Origin of the sequence: Streptococcus sp. A34 (genome assembly GCF_043674115.1) — a bacterium.
In the GTDB taxonomy this organism is placed as follows: domain Bacteria; phylum Bacillota; class Bacilli; order Lactobacillales; family Streptococcaceae; genus Streptococcus; species Streptococcus suis_V.
Window position 1 is genome coordinate 1 of record NZ_JBIMJM010000024.1, and the last position, 12,486, is coordinate 12,486.

Genomic DNA, 12,486 nt, shown 5'->3' on the forward strand with positions numbered 1-12,486 from the left:
ATTCTATCAGCTAAAGAGTCAATTGTCAATAAGGAAAATTGGGTTTTAAGCAAAAAAGAAGACCAAGAGGTCCTCTCGTGAATGTAGCTGTTCATCAGCCCACTACAATTGACAGAGACAAAAAGGACGCCTGAAGGCGTCCTGGTTAGCAATTATGCATTGCCACCGTTTTTCTTGATAATTTCGTCTTGTACAGATTTTGGTACATCTTCGTAGTGGTCAAATACCATCATGAAGGTACCACGACCTTGAGTTGCTGAACGAAGAACAGTTGCGTAACCGAACATTTCAGCAAGTGGCACATAAGCACGAACGATTTGTGTGTTACCACGAGCTTCCATACCGTCAACGCGACCACGACGTGCAGTAACGTGACCCATAACGTCACCAAGGTTATCTTCTGGTGCAGTAATGGTTACAAGCATCATTGGCTCAAGGATAGTTGGTTGAGCTGATTTCGCTGCTTCTTTAAGGGCAAGAGATGCTGCCACTTTGAAGGCTGTTTCAGATGAGTCGACATCGTGGTATGAACCATCATAAAGCTTCGCTTTAACGTCAACGATTGGGTAACCAGCAAGAACACCGTTCGCCATAGATTCTACAAGACCTTTTTCAACCGCAGGGATGAATTCACGTGGAACAACACCACCGACGATAGCGTTCTCGAACTCGAAACCTTTACCTTCTTCGTTTGGTGTAAATTCAATCCAAACGTCACCGAATTGACCTTTACCACCAGACTGGCGTTTGAAGAAACCACGAGCTTGTGTAGAAGCACGGAATGTTTCGCGGTATGATACTTGAGGAGCACCTACGTTTGCTTCAACCTTGAATTCACGACGCATACGGTCAACAAGGACATCCAAGTGCAACTCACCCATACCAGAGATAACTGTTTCACCAGTTTCAACGTTTGTTTCAACGCGGAATGTTGGATCTTCTTCAGCCAATTTAGAAAGGGCAATACCCATCTTGTCTTGGTCAGCTTTAGACTTAGGCTCAACCATCAATTGGATAACTGGTTCTGGAACGTGGATTGACTCAAGGATGATTTTTGCTTTTTCATCTGTCAATGAGTCACCAGTTGTAGTATCTTTCAAACCAACCGCAGCGGCGATGTCACCTGCATAAACAGTTTCAATTTCTTGACGGCTGTTTGCGTGCATTTGAAGGATACGTCCGATACGCTCACGTTTACCTTTAGAAGTGTTCAATACGTATGAACCGCTATTAAGGACACCTGAGTATACACGGAAGAATGTCAAACGACCTACGAATGGGTCAGTCATGATCTTGAAGGCAAGAGCTGCAAATGGCTCCTCATCTGATGCATGACGCTCTTCTTCAGCATCTGTATCTGGGTTAACACCTTTAATAGCAGGGATGTCAAGTGGGCTTGGAAGGTAGTCGATAACCGCATCAAGCATCAACTGAACACCTTTGTTTTTGAAGGCTGAACCACACAATACCGGGAAGAATTCAACGTTGATAGTTGCTTTACGGATAGCAGCTTTCAATTCGTCATTTGTGATTTCTTCACCTTCAAGGTATTTCATCATGAGTTCTTCATCAGTTTCAGCAACTGCTTCAACCAATTTTTCACGGTATTCTTGAGCTTGCTCAAGGTATTCAGCTGGAATATCTTCTTCAAGAATGTCTGTACCAAGGTCGTTAGTATAGATTTCAGCTTTCATCTTGATCAAGTCGATGATACCACGGAACTCATCTTCTGAACCGATTGGCAATTGGATTGGATGAGCATTTGCTTGAAGACGCTCATGAAGTGTGCTTACTGAGTAAAGGAAGTCAGCACCGATTTTATCCATTTTGTTAGCGAATACGATACGTGGAACACCGTATTCAGTTGCTTGACGCCATACTGTTTCAGTTTGTGGCTCAACACCTGATTGTGAGTCAAGAACGGTTACCGCACCATCAAGAACGCGAAGTGAACGTTGTACTTCGATTGTGAAGTCCACGTGTCCTGGTGTGTCGATGATGTTTACACGGTGGTTGTTCCATTGAGCTGTTGTCGCAGCAGATGTGATTGTGATACCACGCTCTTGCTCTTGCTCCATCCAGTCCATTTGTGATGCACCTTCGTGAGTTTCACCGATTTTGTGGATTTTACCAGTGTAGTAAAGAATACGCTCAGTTGTCGTTGTTTTACCCGCGTCAACGTGCGCCATGATACCGATATTACGAGTTTTTTCTAATGAAAATTCGCGTGCCATGAGGTTTGTTCTCCTATAATTTTAGTTTTATACTTTATTATACCATATTTTAAGAAAAGCGAGTGGGCAAGTCCCACCCGCTTGATTTCTTACTAATGGTGTGAAGTGGATGAGGCAAGCCTCAATCCGATTTGTGATGATTGAACGAGAAGTTTGTACAATAATCTCAATTGATTTATGTAGAACTGACTTAACGTCCTCACATCTTAATTGAATTCGGGCTACAAAACTTTGTAGCTCAATTGAACTCGGGCTACAACTCACTGACAAAAAGATGAACCTCATTGATTGCACAGCAATCTGCTTCGCTTCCCTATTTTGTCTAGGAGTTGCTTGACGCCCTCGTATCTTAATCTTACCAGCGGAAGTGTGCGAATGCGCGGTTTGCTTCTGCCATTTTGTGAGTATCTTCACGTTTCTTAACAGCTGCACCAGTGTTGTTTGCTGCATCCATGATTTCTTTCGCAAGACGATCAATCATAGTGTGCTCACCACGGTTACGAGCGATTGTTACCAACCAACGAAGACCAAGTGTTGTACGACGCTCTGGACGAACTTCAACTGGGACTTGGTAGTTAGAACCACCGACACGACGTGCACGTACTTCAAGTACAGGCATGATGTTTTCCATTGCTGTTTCAAATACTTCAAGTGCATCATTGCCAGTTGCTTCTTTGATTTGATCAAAGGCACCGTATACGATTGATGCAGCAGTACCACGTTTACCGTCCAACATAACACGGTTAATCAAACGAGTTACCAATTTTGAGTTATACAATGGATCTGGCAATACTTCGCGCTTAGGCGCTTGATTTTTACGACTCATTTATATTTCCCCCTTCTTAGCCTTTTGGACGTTTAGTACCGTATTTAGAACGGCCTTGCTTACGATCGTTTACACCAGCAGTATCAAGTGCACCACGAACGATATGGTAACGTACCCCTGGAAGGTCTTTTACACGTCCACCACGAAGAAGAACCACACTGTGTTCTTGCAAGTTGTGACCGATACCTGGGATGTAAGCAGTAACTTCGATAAGGTTGCTCAAACGTACACGAGCAAATTTACGAAGGGCTGAGTTAGGTTTTTTAGGTGTCATTGTTCCGACACGAGTTGCAACACCGCGTTTTTGTGGTGATGAAACGTTTGTTTGAACTTTTTTACGGCTGTTGTAACCAACGTTCAAAGCTGGTGATTTAGATTTTTCTACTTTAGACTTACGTGGTTTACGTACCAACTGGTTAATTGTAGGCATCTACATTCTCCTGTATATATTTTTTATTTTTGGTGATAGGGCATTGGTGACAACCCCTATCTGTGTGTACTTTTGCAACATTTGTCAGCACGTCCCTGTACACTCTTGAGAGACCAAAAGTAAAAAGTACCGTCTAATATAATACCACAGCTAGAAGACCTTGTCAAATAGATATGTTTTATTTTTTCTTGTCCAAAGTGACAAAAACAGCCAACAAAAGTTAGCTACTCAAAACTTCTACCAAATAATCACACGGTCTTCTTTAGCACGCCACATGCCGTCGCCTTCTTGAACGCCAAATGTTTCATGGAATTCATCGAAGTTTGGCAACTGGATGTTGGTGCGTAGGTGACCTGGTGCGTGGACATCCACACTAGCCAACATCTGCATGAACTCAGGACGGGCCTTCATTCGCCAGATGCGAGCAAAGTTGGTGAAGAACTCTTCTGCGGAGAAATCGTCTTCCGACTTGGCTGCTTCAAGAGCTGCTGCAATCCCACCAAGGTCGGCAATGTTTTCTGACACGGTCAACTTACCATTGATTTTGGCACCGTAAGAATCCTGACCCTCAAACTGGTCGATGACCTGCTGGGTACGGGCCTCAAAGGCTGCATAGTCTTCCTCTGTCCACCAGTTATTCAAGCTACCATGCTCATCGAAGGAAGCACCGTTTGAGTCAAAGGCATGGGAAATCTCGTGGGCAATAACCGCACCGATACCGCCGTAGTTAGCTGATGAAGACTGCTCCAGCGAGTAGAATGGCGCCTGCAAAATGGCTGCTGGAAAGACAATCAAGTTCTTCTGTGGATTGTAGTAGGCGTTGACCATATGAGCTGGCATGCCCCACTCCTTAATGTCCACAGGCTTGTTCCACTTGCTCCAACCATGAGCAATGTCAATCTTGTTTAGTTCGATAGCATTTTCCACCAAGGACTTGCTTGGGTCAACAATCTTCTTATAATAACGCTCTGGCAAGGCTTCTGGGTAGCCAATGTAAGGCTTGATAATATTGAGTTTAACAATGGCTTTGTCACGCGTTTCCTGAGCCAGCCAGTCTGCCGTTTCCAAGCGAGTTTTGTAAACCTCAATCATCTTGGCAACTTTTGCTTCCACATCTGCCTTGGCTTCTGGAGAGAATTTTTCGCCAGCATACCAGAGACCGAGGGCTTGGTTAAAGTAGCCTTGAGCCAGATTGTAGGCTGCTTTTTCTTGGTTTTGAGCCTGTGGAGTACCAGAAAGAGCACGGCTGTAGGCACCTGCTAGAATACGAATTTCATCCGACAGGAAGGCAGTATAGGCGCCAGCCGCTTTCAAAATCAAGGTCGCCTTCAAAAGCTCCCAATTATCCGCACTGTAAATGTCCTTGGCAGCCTGCCAGAAACGTTCCTCAGGCACGATAATCTTGTCTGGTGTTTGACCTAAAATCGCTGTGAAGAAATCATCCAAAGGTAATTCTGGTGCCAAGGCTGTAAAATCTGCCCACTCGTACGGATGATAGAGCTTGGCGTACTCAGAACCTTCTTCATTTGACAGAACATACTTGGCAATCGTGGCATCTAGTTCCAAACGCTTGTCCAAGAGGTCCTTGATTTCCTCATCACTGAAACCAAACTTAGGTAAGAGGGCTTCTTGGCTCTCTCTCCAAGTTTTGAGTAACTCTGCTCCTTTTTCATGCCCTTCCTCATAGTAGGTCGTATCTGGCAGGATAATGCCTAGAGAATCTGCCCAGAGAACATTGGTGGTCGCGTCCATAAAGTCAGGCGCTACGCCAAATGGCATCAGGTTTGGCTTGCCAGCCAACTCATATTCTGCCAACTTGCTGGTGAATTCTTCGAAAGAGTTGAGAGCTTTGTACTCTGCAATCAAGGCCTGGGCGGGTTCTGCACCCAAACGGTCACGGGTTTCATAGTCGGCTACCTGCTTGTGGAAGGCTACAAAGTTTTGCAAAACGCTATCTTCTGGGACATCCTCTCCCGCCAACCATGCGTTTGTCGTGTCAATCATGAGCTTTTCAATCTCATCCGCCAGGTCTGAGAAACCACCTGTTCTTGGCTTATCGTCTGGAATCACGGCTGTTTTTGCCCATTCACCATTGACGTATTCGTAAAAATCATCTTGTAAACGTGTCATTAATTTTCTCCTATCCTCTTTTTTATTTACTATAGTAACAAAAAAGTCTGACAATTTCATTTGCCAAACTAAGTTTTTAGGGCATTTTTTAGGAAAAAGCTGAAGCAGACTGTCAAAAGGCCCATGACCGAACAGGTCCCAGACATGGTCAGATCAAGCCAGCTGGCAAGCCCAAAGCCTAGACAAATCATCAGAATGGCGCAGCATTGCCCCAAAACTAAAAACTGACAGAAATGCTTCGACCAAGGTAAGGCTGCCATGCTGGGTGCTAGTAAGAAAACAATGACCGCCATAGAGCCGACCGCTTCAAAGGACGAGACCGTTGTCAAGGAAACCAGAAAAATCAACCCCAACTCCAGTCTTTTGGTGGCAATCCCTTGGAGTTTAGCCTGCTCCTTATCCAGGAGATAGAGGGTCAGAGCTTGAAAATTCAAGGAAAAGAAGACCGATAGGACCAATAGGAGCCCGACAGACTTGACCAAGGCCAAGGGTAGCGATAGACCAAAGAGGTCCAGCCTGTTAAGAGGGGCAAAGAGCACCTCGCCCATCAGGACCATATCCAAGTCCAGATGGACATTGCGGGCAAAGAGGGAGATGAGAATAACCGCTAAGGCAAAGAAAAAGGTAAAGAGCAAGCCCGTCGCCGCATCCTGAGCCAACTTACGAGTGTGTAGCCCCTCTATCGCTAGAACTGTCAGTAGACCAAAAACCGCCGCCCCAAACAAGAGCAGGGGGGAATCTAGACTGTGACTGACAAAGAAGCCCAGTACTATCCCCAACAGAACCGAGTGGGACAAGGCATCTGCCAGCATGGCCTGATTGCGCACCACCAAGATAGACCCAATCAAGCCACAAGAAGAACCAACAGCCAGTAAAATCAATAAGACCTCAAGCACCTGCATTCTCCTTTCTGATATAGGTCACATAAGCAAAAGCCACTAAAGAGGACAAACTCAAGCAAACAATAATAGCCGGCCCAGTCGATAACCCTGTCACCACCGAACTCACATAACTTCCAAGAAGGGCTGAAAATCCAGCAATTCCTGCTGCTAATGCCAAGGTCTGGCCATAGGACTTTCCTAGAAGCAAGCCAAAGACAGCTGGAGCTATCAAGAAACTACTCATCAGGATAGCCCCAACCACCTTCAAGCCAACCGCAATCAAACTCATCATCAGAAACAAGGTCAGGCGGTCAATATTTTCCACAGGAATCCCCACTAGCTTGGCAAATTGTTTATCAAACAGATAGAGTTTGAGCGACTGGTAGTGCCAGCCAAATAGGAACAAGGCTAGCAAGGCTACTAGGCAAATCAATACAACATCATCCAGCTGCATAAAGGCAGCCTGACCAAAGACATAGTTTTCCAAGCCTGCCTGGGCAGCTCCTTGAAAGGCCTCATTGCCCTGAACATACTGCTTGAGAACCAAGCCCAGTCCAAAAAAAGCCGCTGAAACCAGTGCCAAGGCATTGACCCGACTGGTCCGCCCTCCTCGACAGAGCCAGCTGACCAGACCATAGGACAGGTAACCCGAAGCCACCGCTCCAATCAAGAGGAGCAGGGGTTGGCGTGACTGAAAGACCATATAGGACAGGATGATACCTGGATAGGCCGCATGCCCCAAGCTATCTCCGATTAAACTCTGCCTGGTCAAGACGCTAATGGTCCCGATTTGACTAGCTGCCAAGGCTAAAACAAGGGTTCCCAGAGCTACCGTCCAAAAAGAATAGTCCTGCAAGAGATCAAGCATGACCGAACCCCTCCTTTAGAAACAAGGCAGGTTCCTGACCAAAGGCAGCCTGATAGGCTTGCAACAAATCCACCTGATCCATAGCCCCCTCTGCCACCAAACGACCATTGAGCCAGAGGACATAATCAAAATACTTTTCCAAGGTCAAAAGGTCATGGTGGATAACCAGGGAGGTCTTGCCTTCTTGCTGGAACTTCTTCAAACAGTCCATGATGACTTGCTCTGTCACCTGATCAATTCCTGCCAAGGGCTCATCCATCATGTAGAGTTCAGCTTCCTGAGCCAAGGCCCTAGCTAGAAAGACTCGTTGCCGCTGACCACCAGATAGCTGATCAATCTGCCGATTGCGTAAATCACTGATTTTCATCTCTTCCAAGGCCTGCTCTGCCTTTTCCTTATCCAAGGAACTTGGTCGACGGAAGAAACCACTGGTGTGGGCAAAACGCCCCATCAGGACAATATCAAGGACCCTTGCTGGAAACTGCCAGTTGACCTGACTGGCTTGGGGAATATAGGCAACCTTTTTCTGAATGACTTGGTCCAACTGCTGCGACTGATCCAGTAGCGAGACCTTGCCAGTCACCCCTTTTTCTAAGCCCAAGATGGCCTTGAACAAGCTGGATTTCCCTGCCCCATTTGGTCCGACCAAGGCTGCACGACAGCCCTTGGGGAGCTGAAAACTGACCTGATCTAGAGCCTTGACCCGTCCAGCACCATAGTGCAAGGACAAGTCCTCCACTCTCAGAATTTCTTCCATTTGTCCAACCTTTCTACTGCAAATGCTCCACAATCAACTTGACATTGTGCTTGTACATCTCAATAAATGTCGCCCCTTCTTCCCCTTCTGGTGCTAGAGAATCCGAGAACAACTCCTTGCCCTCACCTGTTACAACAGCCACCTGACCACCCTTGGCCTTGACAGCTTCCTGCAATTTTTCCATGCGTTCTGGACTGGTTGTTGACTCGGTAAAGATGGCCTTGATACCATGTTCTAAAATCATATTGACCGTTTCAATCATATCGCTGTTGGCAACTTCAGACTCGGTACTAATGCCCTGCGGTGCATAAAGAGTAAAGTCATAGCTGGCTGCGAAGTAGTTAAAAGCATCATGTGGGGTAACTAGGTAACGGCTCTCAGCAGGCAAGACGCTCAACTCTTTTTCAATCCAAGTATGTAAGTCATCCAACTGAGCTAAGTAGTTTTCCGTATTTTTCTGAATCAGCTCAGCTTTAGCAGGTAAGAGTTTTTGTAGTTCCTCTGAAGCTACAGCTACAGCTGACTTGTACAAGGGAATTGAAAACCAGAAGTGCGGATCGACAATCTCTTCTCCATCCTCATCCATCGTATTCAAGTCTTTTGCATTAAAGTTTTTAGAAACCGCCACTCCCGTCTTTTCCAAGGCTTCCACCATCTTGCCCTCAAAGTGCAAACCGTGGTAGAGAACAAGATCTGCTTGCTGCAACTTGGACAGGTCGCTGGTCTTGGCAACATAGAGATGCGGGTCTTCCCCCGCTGGAATCAGCAGGTCCCGCTCCACCTCATCTCCTGCCAGCTGATAGACCATATCACTGAGGAAAGAGGTCGTGACCGCCACTCGCGGCTTGCTGGAAGCCTCTGGGCTTTGCGTTGAACGACAGGCTCCTAGTCCGATAAGGGACAATAGCAGAGCCAAACCAAGAATTAGTTTTTTCATGATAGGTTCTCCTTTTTAAATAATTAGGTATACTTAATTTTAGTTTTAATATATATTAAAAAATTCTTTCTGTCAATGATTTTTATAAAATTTTGGTATACTATTCTTACTAGAAAGTGAGAGAATATGACACCAAACAAAGAAGATTACCTGAAAGTCATCTATGAACTAGGGCAGACAGAACAGAAAATCACTAATAAGCAGATTGCTGAAAAGATGAATTTTTCCGCCCCAGCCGTTTCCGAAATGCTGAAAAAAATGGTCACGGAAGAGCTGATTGAAAAGGACAAGACAAGCGGCTATCTCCTCAGCCAAGTCGCCTTGGAAATGGTAGCCAACCTCTACCGCAAGCACCGCCTGATAGAAGTCTTTTTAGTTGAACAGCTGGGCTATTCCCCTGAGCAAGTCCATGAAGAAGCTGAAATTTTAGAACACACCGTTTCAGACCATTTTATCAATCAACTGGACAAACTGCTGGGCTATCCCCAAACCTGCCCACACGGTGGCAGTATTCCTAAAGAAAACCAGTTGCTCGTAGAACGCTACCGGACCCGACTGTCCCAGCTGACAGAAACAGGTACCTACCAACTGGTCCGTATCCATGACTTCTACCAGCTTCTCCAATACCTGGAGCAACACGAGTTAACTGTCGGCGATCAACTACTTGTGACAGCCTTCGACCAGTTTGCCCAAACAATCACCATCCAATACAAGGACAAAGAACTGGCTATCCCTACAGCCATCGCCCAAGAATTATTCGTAGAAAAGACTAATCGCCCAGCCTAATAAGCTGAGCGATTAGTTTTGTTTAGTAAAAAAGAGAGGAATGCCGAATCAAAATCTAAAGGAAAAAGAAGATGAAAAAGAAAATACTTGTTGCCCTTATCCTAACCTTCATAAGCCTCCTGCTTTGGGGGATTGGAAAGTTGTATATCGCATATAATCTATCTCACTATGCAGGGTACTATGTCCAACAGTTGCCTCGGAAAGAGGGGACCAATCCTGAGTTGGTCATCATTTTAACTCATTTGGACAGTATTGAAAGACCTTCGACCAATAACTTATCCTACGACCTTGATGGGAATGGTGCAATTATTGTAGATAATCAATTAATTCTTTCTTACAGGACAGATATGTTTAATTTATATCCAACAGAAGGTACTGAAAATTATATATTAGATGTCAAAAATGGATCATTTCTCTATCATGTCAAAAATCTTAATTTTCAAGAAAAGGATAATAGTAAACCCAAGGAGCTAGAAGCCGAAAAACTTCTCAATAAAATCCTGCCCCCTATCTTAGAAGCGCAACCTAAACCTAAAATCAACCTTCAAAAACTATTTAACGACAAATACTACAAACAATTTAATGAATAAGCATGCAGTTAAAATTAGGTATAGAGGGCTATTTTTGCTGTTCATTGAGTATCAAATCTCCTCTATTCTCTTTCAAAACCAATCGCCCAGCCTAAACAAGCTGAGCGATTATTTTTTCTTCCAATTGCGGAAAATGGATCTAGTTGCAAAAAACACTTGCCCTAGGATATATACCAAACCCAAAAAAGAACCTAGATAAAAACAAACCAAGAGAAAGAAGGGGTTATAGGTTATAGGCTGCACGACAAACATGAACACGAGTACCAAGCCCCACCGTATACCCCAGGTCATCTTTCTCTGAATCAACCATTCCAGTCTATCTTCTCCAACTGAACTTCTGGTTTCCAGATACTCTTGATTAAGGTCTTGAAAAAATTTTCTCATATTCTTGCTCACCTCTGCACTTGATAGTTAGCAATTATAAAATTGCCAACCTCCTCTTAGTATATAGGCATTTCCCACAAATGTCTACTGTCAATTTTTATCCACCAATCTGCACCAAACCAAATAAAATTTGGAGGAATAAAATGGAGGCATTATAGAAGCTATGTGCAAGGATAGTATCCGTCATTCGTCTATTGCACATATACAGATAGCCCAGATAAGCCCCTGTTATAAAGTGACCTAAAAATGCTACCGAAAAGTTCCAGGTATGACAATAGGCAAATAGAAGGGCAGAAAATACGATGACCATTTGAGGATGCTTAGGAAAATACTGGGCTGTCTTTTCTAACAAAATTCCTCTGTAAAGAAATTCTTCTAAAACTGGAGCAAACAAGACAACTGAGAGAGCCATCACCCAAAAATTACCCGAATTTAACTGATTGACTGTATCCAAGGCGTTAGAATCACTAGGGCTAAGACCTAAATACTGCCAAAGGAGGTTCAGGCAAGTTTGTCCAGTAAATACCAGCGCTGTCATTCCGACTATTTTTAAAACATTCAGCTTCTCTCTTGAAAAGACTTGATGCTTCATCATTCCTCGTCTGATGACAGAAAGTAGTGCCAATATTGGAAGACCAAGCCCTATCATGACTGCAAGTTTTAGTAGCACATTCTCTTGAAAGGCTGTTATCCCCACATAAGCTGGAAATTGAATGAGCAAAGTGAGTAACACGGTACCCACTGCTAAACCGATGGATTTTATTATTTTCATATTCTCGCTTCCTTTCCATTGTCATTTATAGCCTATTCAATTGTTTTTCACAATGCTCACACCTTTATATACTTATAACATTTAAAACGGTCACAATACCGTTCGACAAGATATGTGCCACTATAGGATATTTGAGATGGTTCGTTTTATAATAAATCCAAGAAAACAAAATTCCTGGAAAAAGTGCCGACCAGAAACTCAAAGAAATTTCATAACTATGTACAAAAGCAAATAGTATAGCCGTGATAAATACGCTAATGATTGGAAAATCTTTATTCCTAATTCTCTCTTGAAAAATCCCTCTATAAAGATATTCCTCTCGAATAGGAGATAGGATATTTGTACTTAGCAACGCCATCCATCCATATTTAGACTGAAATAGCTCAAGCATACTACTATTATCAACCGTCGAGCCAGATAATCGTAAGGAAACATTTAATAGTACAATTTTAATAATGATTTCCAAAATCACTAATCCAAACAGTTTAATATAACTATAGTTTTTCACTTCTAGATTGTAATCACGATACTTTTTACGCAAAGTATCTAATAGCCAAAAAACCAAGATAGTGAGTAAAATCCAACAAATAACATGGATGAGATAACCAATTAAAGTATCATCCATATTCCCCCAACTCATCTCAGCAATAAAGGGGACTTGTATGACTAAGGTCAACAATAAAACCTGTACGATGCTTTTTATCCAATGAACCATTGCTACTCTCCCATTCTAATAGAATCTTTTTATGAACTTAGTATATAGCAAATCAGCACACCATTCTCATCCCTGTCACGAACGGTCGCTATTTTGTAATGAATGACCATTTTTTCGAATTCACCGAATAGCATCCAAGATATTCAGCACAAGATTATCACTTGACAGATGTAAAA

The 12,486-nt window shown here is 43.7% G+C and carries 12 protein-coding genes; 2 read left to right on the top strand and 10 right to left on the bottom strand.

Annotated features, from left to right (window positions below; all coding sequences use genetic code 11):
* Nucleotides 1-152 precede the first annotated feature (152 nt).
* The 8 genes from fusA to ACHBGV_RS06920 all read right to left on the bottom strand — a co-directional run bounded on the left by fusA (nucleotide 153) and on the right by ACHBGV_RS06920 (nucleotide 9,063).
* A complete protein-coding gene (fusA, locus tag ACHBGV_RS06885) occupies nucleotides 153-2,234 on the bottom strand; it encodes an elongation factor G (RefSeq protein WP_024419398.1) in 2,082 nt (693 codons plus the stop codon).
* A gap of 355 nt (nucleotides 2,235-2,589) precedes the next feature.
* Nucleotides 2,590-3,060, bottom strand: coding sequence for a 30S ribosomal protein S7 (gene rpsG, locus ACHBGV_RS06890; RefSeq protein WP_002940031.1), 471 nt, complete (start codon nucleotides 3,058-3,060; stop codon nucleotides 2,590-2,592).
* Nucleotides 3,061-3,076: 16 nt separating this feature from the next.
* On the bottom strand, nucleotides 3,077-3,490 hold the full coding sequence (gene rpsL / locus ACHBGV_RS06895; RefSeq protein ID WP_002940030.1) for a 30S ribosomal protein S12: 414 nt from the start codon (nucleotides 3,488-3,490) through the stop codon (nucleotides 3,077-3,079).
* A gap of 237 nt (nucleotides 3,491-3,727) precedes the next feature.
* Nucleotides 3,728-5,620, bottom strand: a complete 1,893-nt coding sequence (locus tag ACHBGV_RS06900) for a M13 family metallopeptidase (RefSeq protein ID WP_394735961.1) — start codon at nucleotides 5,618-5,620, stop codon at nucleotides 3,728-3,730.
* Between the two features lie 68 nt (nucleotides 5,621-5,688).
* Entirely contained in the window at nucleotides 5,689-6,516 is an 828-nt protein-coding gene (locus ACHBGV_RS06905; RefSeq protein WP_394735962.1) for a metal ABC transporter permease, read from the bottom strand.
* Nucleotides 6,509-7,369, bottom strand: coding sequence for a metal ABC transporter permease (locus ACHBGV_RS06910; protein WP_394735963.1), 861 nt, complete (start codon nucleotides 7,367-7,369; stop codon nucleotides 6,509-6,511). The genes ACHBGV_RS06905 and ACHBGV_RS06910 overlap by 8 nt, the downstream gene beginning before the upstream one ends.
* The gene (locus ACHBGV_RS06915; protein ID WP_394735964.1) at nucleotides 7,362-8,126 is read right to left on the bottom strand and encodes a metal ABC transporter ATP-binding protein; all 765 of its coding nucleotides are present in this window, start codon (nucleotides 8,124-8,126) and stop codon (nucleotides 7,362-7,364) included. Before ACHBGV_RS06915 ends, ACHBGV_RS06910 begins: the two co-directional genes overlap by 8 nt.
* Nucleotides 8,127-8,139: 13 nt before the next feature.
* Nucleotides 8,140-9,063 carry a metal ABC transporter solute-binding protein, Zn/Mn family gene (locus ACHBGV_RS06920; RefSeq protein ID WP_394735965.1) on the bottom strand — a complete coding sequence of 308 codons (924 nt, stop codon included), beginning with the start codon at nucleotides 9,061-9,063 and terminating at the stop codon, nucleotides 8,140-8,142.
* Between the two features lie 126 nt (nucleotides 9,064-9,189).
* Between ACHBGV_RS06920 and ACHBGV_RS06925 the strand changes: the two genes are divergently transcribed.
* Together ACHBGV_RS06925 and ACHBGV_RS06930 are read left to right on the top strand one after the other, a co-directional pair.
* Nucleotides 9,190-9,849, top strand: a complete 660-nt coding sequence (locus ACHBGV_RS06925; protein ID WP_394735966.1) for a metal-dependent transcriptional regulator — start codon at nucleotides 9,190-9,192, stop codon at nucleotides 9,847-9,849.
* 71 nt (nucleotides 9,850-9,920) lie between these two features.
* Nucleotides 9,921-10,439, top strand: coding sequence for a hypothetical protein (locus tag ACHBGV_RS06930; protein ID WP_394735967.1), 519 nt, complete (start codon nucleotides 9,921-9,923; stop codon nucleotides 10,437-10,439).
* A 481-nt stretch (nucleotides 10,440-10,920) separates the two neighbouring features.
* Here the strand turns inward: ACHBGV_RS06930 and ACHBGV_RS06935 are convergent, their stop codons facing one another.
* A complete protein-coding gene (locus tag ACHBGV_RS06935; RefSeq protein WP_394735968.1) occupies nucleotides 10,921-11,595 on the bottom strand; it encodes a CPBP family intramembrane glutamic endopeptidase in 675 nt (224 codons plus the stop codon).
* A 64-nt stretch (nucleotides 11,596-11,659) separates the two neighbouring features.
* Nucleotides 11,660-12,310: a CPBP family intramembrane glutamic endopeptidase gene (locus ACHBGV_RS06940; protein ID WP_394735969.1), complete on the bottom strand. Its 651-nt coding sequence runs from the start codon at nucleotides 12,308-12,310 to the stop codon at nucleotides 11,660-11,662.
* Between the last annotated feature and the right edge of the window lie 176 nt (nucleotides 12,311-12,486).

Excerpts from the sequence above, each read along its gene's own strand:
- fusA (WP_024419398.1), bottom strand. The coding sequence starts at position 2,234 with ATGGCACGCGAATTTTCATTAGAAAAAACTCGTAATATCGGTATCATG.
- rpsG (WP_002940031.1), bottom strand. The coding sequence starts at position 3,060 with ATGAGTCGTAAAAATCAAGCGCCTAAGCGCGAAGTATTGCCAGATCCA.
- rpsL (WP_002940030.1), bottom strand. The coding sequence starts at position 3,490 with ATGCCTACAATTAACCAGTTGGTACGTAAACCACGTAAGTCTAAAGTA.
- ACHBGV_RS06900 (WP_394735961.1), bottom strand. The coding sequence starts at position 5,620 with ATGACACGTTTACAAGATGATTTTTACGAATACGTCAATGGTGAATGG.
- ACHBGV_RS06910 (WP_394735963.1), bottom strand. The coding sequence starts at position 7,369 with ATGCTTGATCTCTTGCAGGACTATTCTTTTTGGACGGTAGCTCTGGGA.
- ACHBGV_RS06915 (WP_394735964.1), bottom strand. The coding sequence starts at position 8,126 with ATGGAAGAAATTCTGAGAGTGGAGGACTTGTCCTTGCACTATGGTGCT.
- ACHBGV_RS06920 (WP_394735965.1), bottom strand. The coding sequence starts at position 9,063 with ATGAAAAAACTAATTCTTGGTTTGGCTCTGCTATTGTCCCTTATCGGA.
- ACHBGV_RS06925 (WP_394735966.1), top strand. The coding sequence starts at position 9,190 with ATGACACCAAACAAAGAAGATTACCTGAAAGTCATCTATGAACTAGGG.
- ACHBGV_RS06930 (WP_394735967.1), top strand. The coding sequence starts at position 9,921 with ATGAAAAAGAAAATACTTGTTGCCCTTATCCTAACCTTCATAAGCCTC.
- ACHBGV_RS06935 (WP_394735968.1), bottom strand. The coding sequence starts at position 11,595 with ATGAAAATAATAAAATCCATCGGTTTAGCAGTGGGTACCGTGTTACTC.
- ACHBGV_RS06940 (WP_394735969.1), bottom strand. The coding sequence starts at position 12,310 with ATGGTTCATTGGATAAAAAGCATCGTACAGGTTTTATTGTTGACCTTA.